This is a genomic window from Roseateles saccharophilus (genome assembly GCF_004342485.1).
Classification (GTDB): domain Bacteria; phylum Pseudomonadota; class Gammaproteobacteria; order Burkholderiales; family Burkholderiaceae_C; genus Pelomonas; species Pelomonas saccharophila.
Genome location: NZ_SMBU01000039.1, coordinates 1 through 18,740, shown reverse-complemented (window position 1 = coordinate 18,740; position 18,740 = coordinate 1). Strand labels below are relative to the sequence as shown.

Annotated in this window: 16 protein-coding genes and 1 pseudogene; 8 read left to right on the top strand and 9 right to left on the bottom strand. The window is 66.4% G+C overall.

Annotated elements, in window-relative coordinates:
• Window positions 1–6 precede the first annotated feature (6 nt).
• The 8 genes from EV671_RS22245 to EV671_RS22210 all read right to left on the bottom strand — a co-directional run bounded on the left by EV671_RS22245 (window position 7) and on the right by EV671_RS22210 (window position 5,923).
• On the bottom strand, window positions 7–420 hold the full coding sequence (locus EV671_RS22245; RefSeq protein ID WP_132575937.1) for a hypothetical protein: 414 nt from the start codon (window positions 418–420) through the stop codon (window positions 7–9).
• Window positions 417–2,903 carry a VirB4 family type IV secretion/conjugal transfer ATPase gene (locus EV671_RS22240; RefSeq protein WP_132575935.1) on the bottom strand — a complete coding sequence of 829 codons (2,487 nt, stop codon included), beginning with the start codon at window positions 2,901–2,903 and terminating at the stop codon, window positions 417–419. Before EV671_RS22240 ends, EV671_RS22245 begins: the two co-directional genes overlap by 4 nt.
• Window positions 2,887–3,225: a VirB3 family type IV secretion system protein gene (locus tag EV671_RS22235; RefSeq protein WP_415840496.1), complete on the bottom strand. Its 339-nt coding sequence runs from the start codon at window positions 3,223–3,225 to the stop codon at window positions 2,887–2,889. Before EV671_RS22235 ends, EV671_RS22240 begins: the two co-directional genes overlap by 17 nt.
• 10 nt (window positions 3,226–3,235) lie before the next feature.
• A complete protein-coding gene (locus tag EV671_RS22230; protein ID WP_132575931.1) occupies window positions 3,236–3,526 on the bottom strand; it encodes a TrbC/VirB2 family protein in 291 nt (96 codons plus the stop codon).
• Window positions 3,523–4,023: a lytic transglycosylase domain-containing protein gene (locus EV671_RS22225; RefSeq protein WP_132575929.1), complete on the bottom strand. Its 501-nt coding sequence runs from the start codon at window positions 4,021–4,023 to the stop codon at window positions 3,523–3,525. Before EV671_RS22225 ends, EV671_RS22230 begins: the two co-directional genes overlap by 4 nt.
• A 7-nt stretch (window positions 4,024–4,030) precedes the next feature.
• Window positions 4,031–4,603 carry a hypothetical protein gene (locus EV671_RS22220; protein ID WP_132575927.1) on the bottom strand — a complete coding sequence of 191 codons (573 nt, stop codon included), beginning with the start codon at window positions 4,601–4,603 and terminating at the stop codon, window positions 4,031–4,033.
• Window positions 4,604–4,731: 128 nt separating this feature from the next.
• Window positions 4,732–5,511 (bottom strand): helix-turn-helix transcriptional regulator, encoded by a 780-nt coding sequence (locus EV671_RS22215; RefSeq protein WP_132575925.1) that lies wholly within the window; start codon window positions 5,509–5,511, stop codon window positions 4,732–4,734.
• Window positions 5,486–5,923 carry a hypothetical protein gene (locus tag EV671_RS22210; RefSeq protein ID WP_132575923.1) on the bottom strand — a complete coding sequence of 146 codons (438 nt, stop codon included), beginning with the start codon at window positions 5,921–5,923 and terminating at the stop codon, window positions 5,486–5,488. The genes EV671_RS22215 and EV671_RS22210 overlap by 26 nt, the downstream gene beginning before the upstream one ends.
• Before the next feature lie 375 nt (window positions 5,924–6,298).
• Between EV671_RS22210 and EV671_RS22205 the strand changes: the two genes are divergently transcribed.
• Window positions 6,299–6,661: a hypothetical protein gene (locus EV671_RS22205; RefSeq protein ID WP_243655844.1), complete on the top strand. Its 363-nt coding sequence runs from the start codon at window positions 6,299–6,301 to the stop codon at window positions 6,659–6,661.
• Here the strand turns inward: EV671_RS22205 and EV671_RS28025 are convergent.
• Window positions 6,655–6,921, bottom strand: a complete 267-nt coding sequence (locus tag EV671_RS28025) for a helix-turn-helix transcriptional regulator (protein ID WP_132575991.1) — start codon at window positions 6,919–6,921, stop codon at window positions 6,655–6,657. The genes EV671_RS22205 and EV671_RS28025 overlap by 7 nt on opposite strands.
• Before the next feature lie 71 nt (window positions 6,922–6,992).
• On the opposite strand from EV671_RS28025, the pseudogene EV671_RS22195 reads away from it, so the two are divergent.
• From EV671_RS22195 to EV671_RS22165, 7 genes and pseudogenes are all read left to right on the top strand, one after another.
• Window positions 6,993–7,298, top strand: a pseudogene (locus EV671_RS22195) (helix-turn-helix domain-containing protein); the annotation flags it as partial.
• Window positions 7,299–7,899: 601 nt separating this feature from the next.
• Complete coding sequence (locus EV671_RS22190) at window positions 7,900–8,880, top strand: zinc ribbon domain-containing protein (RefSeq protein ID WP_132575919.1); 981 nt, start codon at window positions 7,900–7,902, stop codon at window positions 8,878–8,880.
• 100 nt (window positions 8,881–8,980) lie between these two features.
• Window positions 8,981–11,491 (top strand): AAA family ATPase, encoded by a 2,511-nt coding sequence (locus EV671_RS22185; protein ID WP_132575917.1) that lies wholly within the window; start codon window positions 8,981–8,983, stop codon window positions 11,489–11,491.
• On the top strand, window positions 11,488–12,045 hold the full coding sequence (locus tag EV671_RS22180) for an FHA domain-containing protein (protein ID WP_132575915.1): 558 nt from the start codon (window positions 11,488–11,490) through the stop codon (window positions 12,043–12,045). The genes EV671_RS22185 and EV671_RS22180 overlap by 4 nt, the downstream gene beginning before the upstream one ends.
• Window positions 12,042–12,827: a PP2C family protein-serine/threonine phosphatase gene (locus EV671_RS22175; protein WP_132575913.1), complete on the top strand. Its 786-nt coding sequence runs from the start codon at window positions 12,042–12,044 to the stop codon at window positions 12,825–12,827. Before EV671_RS22180 ends, EV671_RS22175 begins: the two co-directional genes overlap by 4 nt.
• A gap of 2 nt (window positions 12,828–12,829) precedes the next feature.
• Window positions 12,830–16,834: a protein kinase domain-containing protein gene (locus EV671_RS22170; protein WP_132575911.1), complete on the top strand. Its 4,005-nt coding sequence runs from the start codon at window positions 12,830–12,832 to the stop codon at window positions 16,832–16,834.
• Window positions 16,831–18,489, top strand: coding sequence for a hypothetical protein (locus tag EV671_RS22165; RefSeq protein WP_132575909.1), 1,659 nt, complete (start codon window positions 16,831–16,833; stop codon window positions 18,487–18,489). Before EV671_RS22170 ends, EV671_RS22165 begins: the two co-directional genes overlap by 4 nt.
• Window positions 18,490–18,740 lie beyond the last annotated feature (251 nt).

The window sequence follows — 18,740 nt, the reverse complement described above, 5'->3', positions numbered from 1 at the left end:
GTTTCTTCACTGAACGGTGGTGACCGGCGGCAGAGCCTTTGTGCTGAGGCAGCCGCTGTCGATGTCGGGGCGCGGGCACTGCATCCATTGGCCTTTCACCTTGACCACCCAGAGCCTCAGCCTCTTGAGCGACCCGAACGTCGATGCCCTACAGGTTTCCGGTCGGGCATAGAGCTCGGTGCATTCCTGTAGCCCGTCTGCCGTCTCAAGCATCAGCCAGGCGCCCAACGACCAGCAGGCGGGGTCGACCGCTTTGCACGGCGGACCCAAGGTGGCAGAGGGGATGGGTGGGGTTTCGACCTTTCGGGCCCCATCGGCCCTGACCGATACGGCTTCATTCCCTTTGACGAACTGAGCCTGGGCCGGCGCGGCCAGCATGGCCGCTGACGCCAGCGCGACGATGTTGGTGACGACATTCATGTGGATCTCCCGAGGTTGCGAAGTTTTCGGTCCTGGACCTCGCGTAGCAGTACGGGAAGCCACTGGATCGGGTCGTTGCCATGACGGGCGCGGATGGCGTCCAGGAGTGCGACGTTGTCCGTAGTGGCTGAGAGGACGGTGACGAAGTCCTCCAGGCTGGCCAGGTCGAGCTCGCAGATCGCGCTGGCATTGCCCTGCTTGATGAGGAAGCGCCGGCCGCCCCGGGCGCCGAGGCTGCGGACGATGTCGAACTCGGCCTCGCTGAGCCCGAAGCCCTCCATGTATTCCTCGCGAACCGCCTCCGGGTTGGCCAGGAAGATCTTGGTCACGCTCTGCTCGACCATCGTGCGGCCGATGGGATGGCGCAGCACGTCGGACGGGCTCTGCGTGTCGAAGATGCCCAGGCCGTTCTGCTTGCGGATGGTCTTCTGCTTCTGCTTGGCGAAGTCGCTGAAGATCTCGTGGTCCAGCGCCTTCCAGAATTCTGAGATCACATAGATCAGCCGCTCGCCGTTGACCAGCTCCTGCATGACCTGCAGCAGGTACATCATCACCGGCGTGCGCACCTCGGGCAGGTCGAGGAACTCGGTGGTGTCGAACGCGATGGCCGGCGCCCTGTGGAGTTCTTGAAGCCGGTCATCGGCCTGGTCGAACACCCAGCCGAGCGCGCCACCCTCGCACCACCTGCCCAGTCTTTCATAGAGGCTGTTCTCGCCGGCCTTGGGCAGGTTCTGGCGGACGGTGGAGAAGCGTCGCAATGCGGTGGGCATCAGGGCCACCGCTCGGACTGCATGGGCGATGGCCCGTTCGTCGGCCGGCATCAATGGCAGGGCCAGCGTGGCGATACAGGTCCGGATCAGCTGTTCCCAGAACTGGACGCGGGCCGGCGTCGGTTCCCACTGGAGGGGATTGCAGCCCGTCGGCTTGCCTGCTTCGAGCGTGAAGTAGCGGCCGCCCAATGCCCGAATGGCGATCTCACAGCCGCGGTCGAGGTCGAAGAGCACAAGGCGTGGAGCAGGATTCCATTTGCGGGTCAACGCCAGCAGAAACATTTCCAGGGTCGTCTTGCCTACGCCGGTCGAGCCGATGATCAGCGTGTTGCCCGGAAGTTTCTTGTCTTCCGAGTCTTCATCGCTCGGGCTGCTGTGCAGGTTCAGATAGAACGGCTGGCCTGACGGCGTGCGCATCAGCGCAAGGGCCTCGCCCCAGGGGTTGCCGTCGCGCTTGCCGCAGGCAAAGTTGTGGGCACTGGACAGGGCGGCAAAGGCGCGGGACGACAGCTTGGCGTCGCGGGGACGCCATTGCCAGTTGCCTGGCAACTGGGCAAACCAGGCGGCGTCAGCCACGAGATCGATGGGCGACAGCTGCAGGCTGCAGGATTCGCCGACGGCACCGATGGCATTCGCGGCCCGGCGACCGGCATCGGCAACGCTCTTGCCGAAGACGACCAGGGAGTAGTGGTACTCGCCCATGCAGAACTGGCCATCGCCCAGCTCGTTCAGCGCGACATCCATCTCTTCGATCTGGCTGGCAACGACGTCGTCGCTGGCGATCAGCTGATCGCGTTGCAGCTCCAGCGCGCGCATCGCCTCCCGCCGCGGCAGGATGGAGAAGCTCTGCGTCTCGATGAACTCGCTGGCTTCGTAGAGGAGGGCGTTGAGCACTCCGGGCTCGACCGCGTCGGCGTACTCCTTGATATCGACGAGTGCGGCAAACCGACGCTCGTCGCCATGCCGAAGCTCGAGCTTGTCGCCACCGAAGGAGAGCCTCGTGGTTGGCAGCGTGCGGTACAGCGGGCCGCTGGCCATCGGGATGGCACGCCAGCGGCCGTTGACCAGGTAGCCGAGGAACTCGGCGAGCTCCGAGAACGTGCGTCCTTGCGCCTGTCGAGTCCCGAGCAGCCGCGGGGTGAAGCCGCGCAGGACCCGCTCGACGAGGGCCGACCGTTCCTCCATGACGCGCAGCGCGTCGGCTTGCGCATCGGCAATCGCGGTGCGCGTCCGCTGCCTGGGCTGCAGCGCCCGACCTATGCGGGACACCTGGGGCCTGTAGAGCAACGTCAGGTAGAGCTCGTTGCTCATCATCGGGAGCTGGGCGAGCTTGGCTTGATAGGCGCGCGACAGATCCTGCGCGAAACCCGGCGCTTCCGGATCCTGGAGACGGTCAGTCACGGCACGGTGCAGCCTGTGCGTCCAGACGCCCCATTGGCCGCCGGCGAGGTTGCGCAGCAGGCTGCACAGCGCTTCATGGCGTTCGGCGACCAAGTGCTCATCGGCGCTCTCGAAGGGAATGCCATCCAGGCGCCAGACCCGGAAGTAGTCGCCGCCTCGCGTGACGACATCGTTCAGGCTGACCAGCGACGAGAAGGGTACGAAGCTGCCAAGCGGGTTCTCGACCCTGGCCCGCGTCCACAGCCGTGGCATCGCGTTGCGACGGCCGCTCCAGCGTGAACTGCCGTTGGAACTGTCAGGCATGCCAAGCATCGCGTGCTCCCCTGTAGACGGTGGGTGAGTAGCTGCGCGCGTGCCAGAGACGGTGGTTGTGGTCATGCAGGTGCAGCTTCATGGCAACGAACACCTGCCTGAAGCGCTGGTCGTCCTTGGTGGTGACGAATCGCATCCAGAGCAGGGTTGGCACGATGGCCAGCGCAACGGCGAGAGAGCACCACCAGCTGATCAGGGCGCCGCTCCACAGGATCAGCAGCGTGCCGCCGCCGAACAGCACCACGAGAGGCACCAGTGGGACGCCGAACTTCATCGCCGGGCGTGTGGCGCCCTTGTAGATGGCTTCGCCTTGCACGACCATTCCTCGGTTGTCAGCTGACGATGTAGGAGGCCATGGCACCGGCACCGCCGATCAGCGTTCCGCCAATCAGCACATTGGCGACGTCGACCAAACGGGCGCCCTGGAAGATCATCTTGAAGCCGGCCCAGATGATGGCGATGGTCACCACGGCGATCGAGATCGTGACGAGGATCGTGTTGACGTTGGTGACCGTGTCGTTGAGTTTGTCGAAACCGGCGGCGAACGCAGGCGACGTCACGACCAGGGGAAGCTGGACGGCGAGTGCGGGCAGGGTGCTCTGGAACTTGGCATTGCGGTTCATGACTGCTCCTTCGAGGGCGTTGGGGAAACAGAAGGCTTCGGTCTGGTCGCGGCATGGACGACACGCTGCACGTAACCGTGCCGAAAGCCGGTGGCGAAGTTGCCGCTGTAGTAGCAGGACAGGGCCTGCCTGAGAGCGCGCTGCTCGCCGTCTCCCGAGCTGCCGGCTCGGTCGAAGCAGTCGGTCAACACGATCTGCAAGGCGGCCAGGTTGGCGCAGGGCTCGAACGCCGTCTCGAGGGTCAGCCCGAGCCTCGCGAAGTTGCGGACGTTGATCTGTGCCAGGCCGACGCTGAAATTCCAGCCTTGGGCCTGCAGGGCTCTTGCGGTGGCCAGCGCTTCGGCCCGGCTCCAGGGTTGCCGCTGCAGCGCGCCACCGACGACGCCGATGACCCAGGGATTGAGGCCGCTTTCGACTTGGGCGAGGGCGCGGGCGGTGTCCACATGGACGCGGGGTGCGCAGGCCAAGGCGAGGGTGATGAAGGTGGATGCGTCCATGGCCGTCTCAATTCGCATTGACGGGCGCCGGCTGGGAGGCCAGCCAGGCGGCGTAGTCGTCATCGAATCGGGTGTCCCAGCTGCCAAGCTGGGCCTTGGCAGCCGCGCTGAAAGACGTGACGGTGTCGCCCGACGCCGACCACCAGGTCTGGCTGAACGGCGCGCCGTTGATCGACACCGAGATGGCGCCCGAAAAATCACAGGTGTAGGTCGACCTGTTGGGGCCGGGCCATTCATGCGTGTATTGCGGCGGGCAGAAGCTCGGGGCGCTGGACCAGGTGTGCGACGCAGAGTTGCCGGCGCCTGCCATGGCGCAGGTCGGGAACGGCTTGCCGCGCGCCAGGTCCCGAAACGCCTGCACGACCGGCGGCACGCATTGCGAGATGGATCGCCAGCTGGGGGCGGCCAGGCACAGCAGGACCGTGCAGCCATCGACAGCATGCGAGGCTGTAGGCGTCAGCGTGGCCAGGCAGACGACAAAGGTGCCGAGTCTGCAGAGCGGCGATTCGAGTTTGCCGATCCGCAGGCAAATGCCGGTGTCGCCGCGCTGGGGTGTCCTCTCGAGCAACTGGAACTTCATGGCATTGACCTTGAATGAAGTGCGCCATCGCTGGCGTTTCGTTCGGCTCGCTGAGGAGCCATGAAGTCAAATTAGTTGTCGGGCGGCCTGGGTCGTGAGGGGCATTCGCGTCCCGATGCCACTCACGGTCAGATCAGGTCGTACAGGCGCGCAATTCGGACGGCGATGCGACGGTCCGGGGCATCGAGCTTTTCGCACACCCGCTGAAAGCGACGGTCCACGGCCTTCGGGTTGATGCCCAGTTCGGCGGCAATTGATTTGCTGCTGCGTCCGGCCGCCTCGTACCGAAGCAGTTCGATCTGATCGGGCGTGATCCGTGACCGCGCCAGTAAGTCGTCGCGGATGGTGCGCAGCAGCCACTCATGAAGCTCCATCGCCAGCGCCCTGGCGACGATCTGAACCAGCTGGTAGTCCTCGCCGTCGTAGTGGCCGGCGTTGTTCGATCCCAGCACCAGCACGCCAACGCGTGCCGCGCCGAAGCTGGTTGGGGCGGGGACGACGACAGCCGACGCGAAGCCGAGAGTCGATGCCTTCATCGCGAATTCCTCTTCCCAGGGGTGCACGAATAGCTCAGCGCTTCGAACAGGCGTTTGGCAATCCATGGCGTACCTCAGCCACGGATCCCGGTCGTGCCAGCCGTCTCGCGAGTACTCGATCACCCATCGGGGATCGCAGGCGAGCAGCGATCGAACGGATGTGCGCATGGCGTCGTCCGTGATGACGCTGAGGAAGATGCCTCCGTCAGCGCCCAGCATGCCAAGCAGGTGTCGGAACACCGCGACGGCCGACTCCGCGCTGCCTGCCTGACGGATGCGCGGGAGGTACTGGACGACGCGCAGCACAGGTTCCGCAGTGTCAGCCTGCGCTGTGGAGTCCGACAGGTCAGCCGTGCGCGGCGAAGAACTCATGGCCTTTGCGGCGCAACTGGTCGCACAGCAGTGGGTCCTCGAAGCGGGAGGGCTCGATGTCGCACCAGCGGTCGAACACCGCAGCGTTCTCGAACAGCATCACGTGGGAAGTTCGCGGACCGTCCTGAGGGCAGTGCCGCTTCTCGATGACCAACGCGGTGGCCATCTCGCTGACGGCGAACGCGGTCATGCCATCTGCCGAGATCAGGACGCTGGCGCCTGGCCTGCCGGCTGTTCTGATCAGGCCGACGTGCCCCTCGAGCGCGGTGCGTCGAAGCTTCTGGGCCTGGAGTGCCGACCGCTTGATGCCCAGTGGCCTGGGAATCGGATCGAGGCGTTTGTGCGCGGAACGAAAGATGGCGCTTCGCCTTCCGCGGTTGATGGCGCCTTGGTCGGTGTCAGATGAATCCATCCCCTTCTCCGGTGGCTGCGCCTGACAGCGATCCGCTCTTGCGGCGGGTCTGGAGTGGCGAGTGACATGCCCCCGGGGCGCATTGCAGACTTTTGTGGATGGACTGTCTAGATCGGTCCGCCGCCGACCGAACGGTCGCGAGCGGGTTCTGCGGCATCGCCACTATGTCTCTCAACGTCCCGGTGCACTCGTTCCACCGAACGTTTTCAGCGACGTCGCGTTCGGTGGTTCGTGCTGATAGGGTTTTCGAGTGGATGAAGGGTTAGGAAATTTCGGGGCGCCATTCGTTCTCTGCTTAGGGAGTGCTGTTTTGGTCACTGCAGTTTTACGTTTTGTTTCCGTGTTGTGCCTACGCGAAGGCGATTGGTGATTCCATTGCGTCTGCGCGCCGAGCAGTTAGTCGCGATCACGGGAGGCGCAATGATTGTCTTGGTGCAGCGTGAGCCACGCCCCGATGCTCCCTATTGGCCTGGGCGCCGCCTGCTTGCAGCCGTGGATGCGGTGGGTTGGCCTCTCGCTTGGGTCGTGCTCGTGCACCAGTACCCACAGGCGGCAGGGCTTGTCGTCCCGGTGACCATCGTCGCCGCACTGTGTGCGTTTTTCAGGCTGAGCGGCGCGATCTTCAACAACCACCGCTACTGGTTCACCAGTTGGTGGGTGGCGCGGTTTTTCGCGTTGCTGGCGCTGGTCGGGGTCGTGATGAAGCTGGCGCTGTGGTTGTCACCCGCCGTTCAGTGAGCGACCTTCGGGCGCGCTTCAAGCCAGGCGTCGATGACGGCCTTGGGCCAGCCCACGGCGCGCGGCGTCAGCTGAACTGCGCGTTGGAAGCTGCCGTTCGACATCAGACGATAGATCGTGGAGCGGCCGAGGCCCGTCGTCGACGCACGAGCGGCAACCTCTGAATGTCTGACGGGTCGCTGCTGGCCAGAGCCTCGGCGATTGGGAGCGAGGGCGATTCCATGGCGGCCTCCTGAGACTGACCAGAAAACGCTAGCCATTGGGCCGGGCGAGCGAGTCGTTGCATTCGGGCCCCGATACCACTTCGACGTGAAGTGGTGGCGACGTGGCGATGGGGCGTTCGCTCCGATGGTCGACGAGGAGCCGAGTTCGGCAACGTTCAACTGCCGGCAGCGATGCAGAGCGAGACGAGCTCGTTGCGCTGACTCTGCGACGCAAGACCGCGCAGGCACTGGCGCTGCGGGCGCGCATCGTGTTGGGATGCGCCGACGGACTGGACAACAACACGGTCGCCACGCGCCAGCTGGTGACGCCTCAGACGGTGTCCAAGTGGCGAGGTCGTTACGTCCAACTGAGGCTGGAAGGCCTATTGGATGCACCGCGCCCAGGCGCTCCGCGTTGCCGATCAAACGCGCGGGGTGCGTCCCGGCTCGGCGGCAGCCACGCTGATGCTGTCCTTGTGGACGTCCAGGCCCACGTGAATCTTGGTACGCTCTTCCATGGTCGGTCTCCTGGTTGCTGACGACGCAACTCACAGCATGTAGCTCTACACGCCTCGACGTGCAACCTACGATGTTGGAGACCGGCCGCCTACTCAGCGGCGACCATGTCTAGCGTTGAACGCGGCGGTGAACGCTGCTCGCACCAGGAAGCAGGGGTGCGGCGTGCATACGCTTTGCTGCCGAAAACGAGGAGACCGAACTGCAGGTCAAGCCCGTGAGAGCCTGCCACACCTGGAATCTGAAGGCTGGAACGCCAGGAAATTCGCTTCGACGGGCAGTTGCGATTCACGGTGCAATGTTGGCCGGCGCAGTAGGAGGATTACCCTCTGACTGCGTGGGAGGCTGGGGACGGCGGCGACGGATTTGTTGGATAAGATGTTTTGAGTCTTCCAACAATGACCGATAGACATCGATGTGGCACGCAGCGCACCTTTCGATGACCGCAATTGACGTGGCGTCAAGCTTGACTGCTAGGAAGTTCGCGAGCGACGTCGACTGCGCGAAGGGGTGCAGGCGTTGAGTGCCGACGACGCGTTGAGCCAGTTGTCGGACGAGCGGAGTGCCACTCGACAGGTCGAGCAAGGCAAGACCCGGTCCGACGCCGCACAAGCGTGCCCTTGCTGCAATGAGGCGCTCGTGCCGGGCGCGATCTTTTGCGTCGAGTGTGGTCATGCGCTTGGCAGCCCATGCCCTCAATGTGGCACCGAGGTCGGCGGCTGCGATTTCTGCGAGGCCTGCGGTCTATGGCTCAAGCCGGGCTGCTGCCGCTTCTGCTATGCGGAGTTGCCCGAGGGGGCTGCTTTCTGCGTCGAATGCAGTGCCGACCAATTGGGCCTGAGTTGCACGCGTTGCGGCACTCGCGGTTTTTTCGATTTCTGCAGTGATTGTGGCGACGCGCTGTCCGATCTTGCCTTGGGCCTGATGCAAGCGCCGCCGCAGGATGCGGCGCTGGCCCAGGCCTTGCAACAGTTGCGCCAGATCGGCACCGAGATCCGGGACGACGTCGGTCAGGCGCGGCCGCCATCGCCCGCGGCGAAGCCGCGGTTTGATCTCTCCGGTGCACGGCGAAGCATGCAGGACGCGGCAGCACGAGACGCGGCGTCAGCCGAACAGGCCCGTGAACAAGCCGCCCGTGCCCGCCAGGAGGCCCAGGCTAGCGCAGCCGAAGCTGCTGTCCAAGCGGCCCAGGCTGCGCGTGAGGAAGCGCTGCGCGCCGCACGCCAACAGGAGATGGCGCAGAGCGAGGTCAAGGCCTTCGGGCTGTCGCTGCGGCTGAAGGAGGCCCGCGAGCGCATCCAGGCGCTGATGGCTGTGTCCGACGCTCGCAGCTTCCCGGATGCCCAGTCGGCACGTCGGTATTTCATGCAGATTCGAAGCCAGTTGGTCGGCGAAGGCCAGACGCCCACCAAGTGGTTGTGCAACTGGGCCACTTGCAAGCACGACAACCCGAACGAATGCGGCAACCCGTCGCTGGGAGGGCGCTGGCTGTTTGAATGATCTCGCCGCGAAATAGCGCGGGCTGAAAGAAGAGAGGGGAGGGCGGCTAGGTGAACCGCAGCCGTTGAGCCCATAACAAGACAAGAGGGCAGGAGAGGACGTGAAAGCTTGTGCATCCTGCGCCGGGGCCAACCGCCCTGGCGCGAAGTTCTGCAAGTTCTGCGGAACCGGTCTTGCTGCGCCCACGGCGGCGCAGACGCTGGCATCCCTGGTGGGGCTGGATAACCTGCGAGCCGCGCTGGACGCGATTCGCCTTGAGGCCGAGGGGCGCCGGCGCAGCGGCCGCGACCCGCGGCGGGCGTTGGCGCTGCTGATCATCGGCGACTCGGGTACCGCCAAGTCGCAGCTGGGCCCGATGCTCGCCAGCGTGCTGCATGACCTGCAGCTCGTGGCGCGCGTGCAGCCCGTCGTCGTCAATGGCCTGCAGCAGGACGACCTGGACAGCCAGAAGCTGGCCGCCGCCTTCTCCAAGGCCAAGGGCAGCGTTCTGTTCGTGGACAACGCGCAACTCCTGTTGAGCCCGCAGGGTGAGCCGCAGGCGCCTTTCAACCAACTGATGCATCTGATGGAAGGCTCGCCGCTTGACCCCGTGGTCGTCATGGCGGGCTTGCCGTCTGGCCTGGAAGCGTTCTGTCAGCGCGCTGCGTCGCGCAACCTGTTGGGCCGCTTCAGCCACGTGTTCCGCATCGCCGACTACTTGCCGGAGCAACTGGCGCAGATCTGCGCCAATGCGCTGCTGGGCAACAGCTTCTCGTTGCCCGATGACACGCGGGGGCAGTTGCTGATGCGCATGCGCTGGCTCTACCGCCGGCTCAAGTCGGGCGGCCCGGATATCCGCGCCGTGAATGGCCGGCTGGCGCTGGACGAAGCGGCCGAGATCGAGCGTCGCTACTACACCCGCGGCGGCAGCGACAACGTTCTATTGCCCGAGGACATGGGCAAGGATGTGGATCGCGTCAAGTCCATCGAGGAAATCATGGCCGCGGTCGATGACCTGATCGGCATGGGATCGATCAAGACCGAGATGCGCACATTGCACCGTGACATCGAGAACAACCGGCTGCGCGCGTCGCTGGGGTTGGCCGGGGACGAGGACGACAAGCTGGCCTATCACTTCATCCTCACCGGCAACCCTGGCACAGGCAAGACGACGGTGGCTCGCAAGCTCGGCGAGGTGTTCGAGGCCCTGGGCGTGCTGCCTACCGGCCATGTCGTGGAAGTGGACCGCAGCAAGCTTGTCGGCGAGTACCAGGGGCACACGGCCACCAAAGTTGTGGCCGCCTGCAAGCAGGCCGAGGGCGGTGTGCTTTTCGTCGACGAGGCCTATGCACTTGTGCAGGGCAACAACGACAGCTTCGGCCGAGAGGCCGTGGACACGCTGCTCAAGCGGATGGAGGACGACCGAGGCAAATACGTCGTCATCGCCGCTGGCTACGACGGTGAGATGCAGGAGTTTGTGCGAACCAACCCGGGACTGAAGTCCCGATTCAAGCGCACCTACCACCTTGACGACTACACCCCGGACGAACTCACCGAGATCTTCAATGTGCAGGCGGCCGCCAAGCGCTACACGCTTGGCGCCGGCACGCGCGAGCGGGTACTGGCGTTTTTCGCGGCGCGCTGCGCGCGCAAGACCGGCGACTTCGCCAATGGTCGTGAGGCGCGCAATTTGTTCGACGACGTGCGCAGTGCGCAGTCCGGGCGCCTGAGCCGCCAGGGCCGGGCGCCCGACGCGGGCGAGATGGTCGTACTGCTGCCCGAGGACGTGCCCGGCGTTGCGACGGGCTCGCCGCAGACGCTGGCCGCTGCCTTGGGTGAACTGCAGGCGCTCACCGGCCTTCAGGAGGTCAAGGACGCGGTCAGTAGGCTGGCCGCCACGCTCAACCGCGAACGTGTGCTCGGGAGCAACAAGCCGCTGGAGCGGCATTTCCTGTTCCTGGGCGGTCCCGGCACCGGCAAGACCACCGTTGCCAAGCTGATGGGGCGCGTCTTCCACGGCCTGGGCATGCTGCCCACGGACCGTGTCGTCGAGGTCACGCGCACCGACTTGGTGGCCGGCTACGTGGGCCAGACGGCCAAGCTCACCGACCAGTTCATCGACAAGGCAATGGGCGGCGTGCTGTTCATCGATGAGGCCTACGGGCTGCTGCCTCGCGGCGCCCAGGGCGACTTCGGCATCGAGGCCGTCAATACGCTGCTCAAGCGCATGGAGGACGACCGTGGCAAGTTCGTCGTCGTCGCCGCTGGCTACCACCGCGAGATGAAGGAATTCCTTGACAGCAACAGCGGCCTCAAGGACCGCTTCAGCGACACCATCAACTTCACCGACTACGGGCCCTCCGAACTGCAGCAGATCTTCATCTCGATGTGCGACGCTGAAGGCTGCCAGCGCGCACCGGGCTTCGACGACGTGCTGAGTGAGCGTCTGCGGGCCCTGCATGCCGCGCGCACCGTCAACTTTGGCAATGCGCGAGCCGTACGGCGGCTGTTCAATGACGTCAAGTCGGCCTGCGGCGAACGTGTGACGGCCTTGCAGCTGTCCGAGGCTGAGCAGCCTGCCGCGATGCGGCTGTTCACCCCCGCCGACCTTCAGCAGCGAGACCCCGCATGAGCTTGCAATGCCCCGGCTGCAAGGCCGACATCGACGATGACTCTTTCTATTGCGACCAATGTGGCGCAGAGCTGATGAAGTGTGGCATGTGCGGCTACACCGGCAAGGGCAAAGTCTGCCCCCGTGACCGCACGCCGCTGCTGCCCGCCAAGGCGCTGGCAGGCAGCAGTTCGACGGCTGCGTCCCCGGCCCCACAGCCTTCGACGGGTGCGTCGGTAGCCGCTCCGACGGTCCCAGGTGCGCCAGCCACATCCGCCCTTGGCTTGTGCCTGCGCTGCGCAGCTCACGGCGTGGAGCTGAAGCCGGCGCCGGGCGACGTTCTGGGGCGGCGCTTCGGCCCGCACGCCGAAGTGCTTGCACGTTTCTCGCAGATATCCAGCAATCACATGGAGCTGCGGCGCGATGCGGCCGGCCAGTGGTTCGGCGAGGATATGAACTCCTTCAACCACAGTTTCTATAACGGGCGCCAGCTGGTACCCGGTCAGCCACAACGCCTGGAGGCGGGGGCCACACTGTCGCTGGGCGATGTGGCCTTCACGGTGAGTTTCGAATGAGGGCCGATGTCGACGCCTGCTGCGACGTCGGTTGCGTGCGTGGCAACAACGAGGACATGGTCCTGCTCGGCACCCGGCTGCTGCGAGACGCTTCGCTCAGCCTGCGGCTGGACACTGCAGACCATCAGGGGCATCTGGTGTTGGCTGTCGCCGATGGCATGGGTGGCGCTGCCGCTGGTGAGCGAGCCAGCGAGATTGCACTGACCCAGCTGCGCGACCTGACTCAAGCCCTTCCCGAGGGCCTGGACGGTGATGAGCTGGCCGGCGTGCTGCCCATGTGGGCTCACCGCACCAACGCCATGCTGCTGGCACAAGCCCAGACAGACCCGCAGCTCGCCGGCATGGGGACCACGGTGGTCGGGCTCCTGCTTTGTCAGGGGCGCGCCTGGCGCTTCCATGCGGGCGACAGCCGGCTCTATCGCCGTCGCGCAGGCGTGCTGGAGTGCCTTACCCGGGATCATTCTCTTCGGCAAGCGGCGGGCGATGCCAATCTGCCCGGCAACCTCTTGGTGAACTCGTTGGGCGGTGGCGGCCAGAGTTACTTGGAGCTGGCCGAGATCGCCGACGGTGTGCAGCCATTCGATCGCTTCCTGCTGTGCAGCGACGGCTTGCACGAGATGGTGGACGACACCCATATCGCCCAGGCCCTGGTCGGCGATCGCGAGACCGCCGCACAGACCCTGGTGCAGCTCGCGCGCCAGGCCGGCGGCCTCGACAACATTTCCGTGCTGGTGGCTGACATCCCGCGCCCGGCACTCCCAGAACTCCAGCCCTCTGCCTAACCATGAGATCCAGCACCGACCAAGGCCCGGCCGGCACTGCCCGCATCGACGCCGTCCCGACGGGTCCCGCCGGCACTGCCCGAATTGACGCTGCAGCGGCAGGCCCGGCAGGCCCGGCAGGCACCGCGCGCATCGATGCCGCCAACGCAGGCCCCGCGGGGACCGCTCGTGTCGATCCTGCCGCTGCAGGCCCGGCAGGCACGGCGCGCGTGGCGCCCCAGGCCGCAGCGGGCCCCGAGGGGACGGCACGCGTCGACGCGCAGTCCGCCGCACCCGGGTCGCCTGCGGCCCAGATGGGCAGCGATGGCGGCCAGCATCTGATGATCGGCCAGACAGTGACGCTGCGTGGTACTGGCTACCGGGTCGAGTCGGCGCTCAGTACCACCACCAGCGAGGCTCGCACGTATGTGGTCAGCGACGGTACGCAGCGTCTGGTGCTCAAGCACTACCGCCCCGGCCTTCACGCGCCGCTCTCCGCCCTGGCAGCGCTGCAGGCCCGTCCCCATGCCAATGTCGTTGCCATCCACGGCTTCGGTAGCGAGTCTGGCCAGGACTACGAGCTGCTCGAGTACTTTCCTGCTGGCACGCTGGACCAATTGCTGCGCCGCGAGGGTCCGCTGCAGGATCTCGAGCGGCTGCGTCGCCTGGTGCGCCAATTGGCCGACGGCCTGGAGCATCTGCATCAGCGCGTGGGCCTGATCTACCAGGACCTGAAACCCGAAAACATCCTGATCTCCGGTCCTGGCTTCGAGAGCGTGGCGGTGGCGGACTTCGGCATCTCCTCGTTGCGAGCGCCCGGCGCGACGGAGGTGCAGGTCACCGCCAACGGCACGCGCGAGTACGCGGCGCCCGAGCTTTCCCGCTTCGCCAACGAGACGCAGACCCTGGTCACCGAGAAGGTGGACTACTTCGCACTGGGCATCACGCTGCTGGAGTGCTGGCAGGGCCAGTGCCCATTCCAGGGCGTTTCGGACGGCGTGCGCAAACGCCAGGTCCAGGACTGCGAGGTGCCGTTCCCTCCGGGCATGGATGCCTCGCTGGAGACGCTCATCAAGGGCCTGCTCAATCCCAGCGCCAAGCAGCGCTTCGGACTGGAGCAGGTGCGGCGGTGGGTGGACCGCCAGGCGCTGGAGGTGGACTACACCCGTACTCAGCGCGTCTACGAGCGCCTGGCCTTCCGCGGCGACGAGTACTACCAGACGCCCGCCGAGCTGGCAGCCCTGTTGGAGAAACATACGGCGCTGGGGCTGGACTATCTCTACCTCGGCACCATCGGCAAATGGCTGGATGCTGCCCGGGACATGGAGCTGGCCACCCAGATCGAGAAGATCGTGCGCCAGTTCGACCAGGACGATGCCCACAGGCAGGCTGGCCTGCTGCGCGCGGTCTACACGCTGGACGCGGCCCGTCCCTTCGTCACGGCCGGAGGCCGACGCTGCGCCACCGAGGACGAGCTGGGCGACGCCTTGCTGGCCGAGCAGGCCCACTACGTGCAGGCGCTGACACAGCCGTTTGACCCGTTCTACCTCTTCCTTCAGGCCCGCGGCGAGGGCGAGTTTGCCACTGCGGCGCGTGCGCGCTTCCTGGGCCCACAGGGCGCATTGCTGGCTTTCAACCAGTTGGTCTATGACCTTCACAGCGGCGGCCGCAACCGCCTGCAGCTGGCGGGGCGTTACTTCTTCCTGCCCGAGGATCTGGCAGGCGCGCCGGCCGATGTGCAGGCGGCGCTGCGTGCAGGCCTGGCCGAGCGCCATTCGCGGGTGCTGCTTTGGCTCCAGCGCCTGGGCATCGTCGAACACCTGGAGGCGCTGCCCCAGGCCCAGCCAGCCGACCAACTTGGCGCAGTGCGGGCCTTCAAGGGACTGAGGCTGGCCGAGTTCGTCCCCGACCTGACCCAGCGCCAGGGCACCCTTGCCCATGAGCTGCTCAAGGCCAAGCGTTTGGACCTGCTGGAGGAGTTCGTCGCCCAAGGCCTGGACTTCAATGCTCCGGCCGAGCCGTGGAAGCCGCTGGTCACGGCCGCGGCCAACGGCAACGAGCCTGCCGTCACTTACATGCTGGACCACGGTGCGGATCTGGAAGTGGCAGACACCGAGGGGGACACCGCGCTGGCGGCTGCCGCGCGCTATCGGCGCGAGAACATGGTGGCGCTGCTGTTGGCGCGCGGCGCCAGCCATCGCCATGTGCGGCCCGACGGCCATACCGTGTTGGGCCTGGCCCTGACCGCCTTCCGGACGCAGAAGAACCAGTACCCGGTGGACGTGGCGTTGGTGCAGCGCCTGCTTGATGCGGGTGCCGACGTCAACCAGACGACCGGTGCGGACGGCCGGTTGCCGCTGCATCTGGCGTTGACCACCAGCCCATTGGACCGGGTGCCGCCCTTGCTGGAGCTGCTGTTGGCGCGCGGCGCCGACATCCACCGCATGGGCCCCAACCTCGCGGTCGAAGGGCAGCCGCCTTGCGACTCCTTGTTCACGGCGCTCTACGCCTTCCACTTCCTGCACCAGGACGCCGAGGCCTACCTGCCCGTCATCGAGCGCCTGCTCGCGGCGGGCGCTCGCGTGGACGGTTTGAGCCAGGGCAAGGCGCCATTGCACTGGGCCGCCTTCTGGGGCCATGAGGGGCTGACGCGACTGCTGCTTGCCCATGGCGCTTCGCGCAGCCAGGCGGGCGATGCCGCCATGCTGCCAGGTACTTACGCCCGCATGCGCAAGGCCGCGGCGCTGGAGCCGTTGCTGGCGCCTGGCGCCGGCCTGGTGTGGCGTGGCCGGCTGCGCATGCTGGGTGCCTCCCTGCTGAAGGCGCTCACGCTGCTGGCTCTGCTTTCTCCGCTGCTGACCTTGGGGGGTGGGGTGCTGCATTCCGGCGGGGCAATCGGCGCTGACCCGGTGGCGCTGGGGTTGAGTTACGGCGAGATGCTGGTGATCGAGCTCGCGCTATGGCTGACGCTGGACGGTGCGTGGCAGCGGTTGGGCGCACGCCTCAAGGCCGCGGTGCGCTCCTTCGGCGGCTGGATACGCTGGCTCGTGGCCGGGCCGCTGTTGCTGGGTGTGCTGGGCGTCATGGCGGCGGCAGCCTTGCAGCAGGCTTCGCACAACCTGCCTCTCGGCCCGCTGAGGCTGATGTATTTCTGGGGGCAGCCACTGCTGTTCGTGGCCCTGATATTGGCTGCCGCCTCGGCTTTCGTTACCAGCCGTGCCGTGGCGTCAGCCGAGCCCTATGAGAAATACCGCAACGCCGGGGGGCCGGCCCAGGCGCAGCACGGCAAGCTGCGATCACTGCTGACGACGTTGGCGCTGATGGGCGTCATCTTGCTGCCCGTGTGGGCGCTGCTGGAATGGAGCGGCGAGCACCGCGCCGTGGAACCTGCGCGCACGCCTGCCGTGGTGGCCAGCCTGGGTGATGGCGTGCTGTTGACGAACTTCGTTGTGCGCGACGGCCATGGCTCCGTTTGCACCCTGCCACCTGGCACCCCCGTCACCGGCTTGCGTCCTGCCGTCGGCAATTGGCCCGAAGCTCGCTGGTCTGCCCATGTGCCCAAAGCGCCGGCCCGTTGCGGTAGTCGGTTGGACAATGCGGAGGTCGCTATTCCGCAGGCGCTAGTCCGGCGAGGCAGCGCGCCTGTGGCTGGCCCGGCCACGCCGGCAGTTGTGCCTGCGCCTCAGATCCAGGCTTCCTCCAAGGCGACAGCCGTGGCTGGCGCCGTGCAGGGCATTTCAGTCGACGGATGGCCACAGATCGATGGCCGAGCTCTGCCGCTGCACGGTGTCGCTTTCATCGCCGCCGCGCAGCGCGGCCGCTTCGAGAGCTGGCTGGGCAGCCATGAGAACTACCTCAGCTGCGAGCCCGCCTCCTCCGGCACCTTCCGCTGCCTGACGCGGCGTCAGATCGACGTGGCCGAAGCCCTGTTGCTCAACGGCGTGGCCAGCGCCTCGGCCGATGCGCCGCCCAACTACAAGGATGCCATGGACCAGGCCATGGCTGCCAAGCGAGGTCAATGGAAATGACACGACACGCCCTGCTCCTCAAGCTCTGTGCTCCGCTGGCATTCGTCCTTGTGGGCTGCACCGCACCGAACGCCGTCCCGCCCGGTGGCGAGGCGCAGCTTCTGGCCAACATCAAGGCCGGTACCGTGCAGATGGACTGCGGACTGGCCTGTATGCCGATCTACGCCATCAACCAGACCCGGTTGCAGCAGCTCTATCGTTCACAGGACTGGCCCGGGCTGGCCTTGGCCACGGCCAAGACCAGCTATCGGCGCGACATCGCCTACTTCTACCTGGGCGTGGCGGCCGAGGGGATGCAGGCCTGGGCAGCCGCCGACCGCTACTACCGCATGGCAGGCGCGTTGGCCACGGGCAATGATGCGACGGCCCGCTGCAGTTCCGTCCAGAACATGTGCGCCGGCTTCCACTTTCCGCAGGACATCGTCGCGCGGCTGCGGGGCGTCTCGGCCCAATTGGGCCGTGCGCCGGTATCAGCCCAGCAATTGGGCAAGGTGGGTACGGGACTGGATCGCCCAGGTGAGGCTGACTTCATTCCCGAGGCGCCGCAGGCGCTGCTGAGCCAGTACGCGGCGCAGCGCCTGTTCGGGCCCGCCAGTGGCAACGCCCGGCGTGATCAGGACTTCCAGAACCAGTTGCTGGAGCAGATGGACCCGCAGGTGGCCCAGAGCACCCGTGGCAACGAGATCGCCCGACCGCGGGCGATCCAGGCTCTCGTTCAGCGGCTGGGCAATCAAGTGGCCGAGCCGCGGCTGGTGTTGGGCCTCTGGGTGCAGTTGCTGGACTACGACCTCGCCACCCAGAGCTTCGCGGTGCGTTATCCGCTGTTCTCCCGCAGCCGCCAGCCGCGCCTGAACACCGGTGTCTATGGCGGCGAGTCGCCGCGTTCCGGACCTCGCGGCTATACCGGCCGGGGCAGCGTCTGCGTCTGGGAAAACTATGGAGGCGAGTACGTCCGCCCCGATGAGGTCGCCCCCTACTTCCTGCTGCTGACGCTGTGCCAGCAGCGGCCAAATCCGCAGTGGCGAGCTGGCACTCCGCAACCCGGGAACGCCGAACTGCCGCCGACCATGCAGCTCATTCTTCCCGGTGTCTCCAATGCGGGCCTCTGGCCGCGGCTTCGCGTGGACGAAACCCGTGCCGACGCTTTGCTGCATCGGATCAATCCGGACCGCCTGGTATGGGCTGAACTGGTGTTCGATGTGCGCGCCCTCGGCGCGCTCAATGCCGGCCCCTTCCCGCAGCGCGAGGTGGTGGACCTTCATCGGCCCGGCATGGCAGCCGCCATCATGCCGCGCGCGCTGCTTGTCTGGGAGACTCCGCCCGAGTCCAACCGTGCGGGCCAGTTGCTGGCTGTGGCTGGCGACGTGGCAGGGCAAGGCCCGCAGCCCGATGGGCGGCTGCCGCGCAGCCTGGTGGCCGATCGCAGTTACGACGGCTTGCCCGAGCCCGTCATTGTTGACCCGTCGGCCTCCAACGCGCCTGCGTCGGCAGCCTCCGCCCGGAGCAGCAACCGTGGCCCGATCAGCGTGCCTGCCGCCATGAAGCCTGCGCCACTGCCTACTGCCGCGACGCCTGTGCCACGGCAAACTCCCAAAGCCACCACGCATGCCGATGACGACGAAGCCTGGGTCGAGCCGCCGCCCGCCAAGCGCTGACGGCCTGCGCGCAATGCGCGCAACCGCGACGGTCCTGGCGATGCTTGTAGCCGGAGGTGCAATGGGCGCGGTCAGCCCTCCGCCGCGCCAACTGGCAAGCAATCTGCGTGGCGACGTGGTGCAGCTGCTCGAAGACCGTCTGGACGGCGGGCTGCACTGTTATGACCGTCGCTGTCTGAGGCTTGCCAGGGCTTGATGTCCCAGGAACGTTGGGGGCGTTCGTGAGAACGCTGCCGCGGTCATCGCGGGAC

Coding starts and splice junctions, on each gene's coding strand:
- EV671_RS22245 (WP_132575937.1), bottom strand. CDS start 420: ATGAATGTCGTCACCAACATCGTCGCGCTGGCGTCAGCGGCCATGCTG.
- EV671_RS22240 (WP_132575935.1), bottom strand. CDS start 2,903: ATGCTTGGCATGCCTGACAGTTCCAACGGCAGTTCACGCTGGAGCGGC.
- EV671_RS22235 (WP_415840496.1), bottom strand. CDS start 3,225: ATGGTCGTGCAAGGCGAAGCCATCTACAAGGGCGCCACACGCCCGGCG.
- EV671_RS22230 (WP_132575931.1), bottom strand. CDS start 3,526: ATGAACCGCAATGCCAAGTTCCAGAGCACCCTGCCCGCACTCGCCGTC.
- EV671_RS22225 (WP_132575929.1), bottom strand. CDS start 4,023: ATGGACGCATCCACCTTCATCACCCTCGCCTTGGCCTGCGCACCCCGC.
- EV671_RS22220 (WP_132575927.1), bottom strand. CDS start 4,603: ATGAAGTTCCAGTTGCTCGAGAGGACACCCCAGCGCGGCGACACCGGC.
- EV671_RS22215 (WP_132575925.1), bottom strand. CDS start 5,511: ATGAGTTCTTCGCCGCGCACGGCTGACCTGTCGGACTCCACAGCGCAG.
- EV671_RS22210 (WP_132575923.1), bottom strand. CDS start 5,923: ATGGATTCATCTGACACCGACCAAGGCGCCATCAACCGCGGAAGGCGA.
- EV671_RS28025 (WP_132575991.1), bottom strand. CDS start 6,921: ATGGCTAGCGTTTTCTGGTCAGTCTCAGGAGGCCGCCATGGAATCGCC.
- EV671_RS22180 (WP_132575915.1), top strand. CDS start 11,488: ATGAGCTTGCAATGCCCCGGCTGCAAGGCCGACATCGACGATGACTCT.
- EV671_RS22175 (WP_132575913.1), top strand. CDS start 12,042: ATGAGGGCCGATGTCGACGCCTGCTGCGACGTCGGTTGCGTGCGTGGC.
- EV671_RS22170 (WP_132575911.1), top strand. CDS start 12,830: ATGAGATCCAGCACCGACCAAGGCCCGGCCGGCACTGCCCGCATCGAC.
- EV671_RS22165 (WP_132575909.1), top strand. CDS start 16,831: ATGACACGACACGCCCTGCTCCTCAAGCTCTGTGCTCCGCTGGCATTC.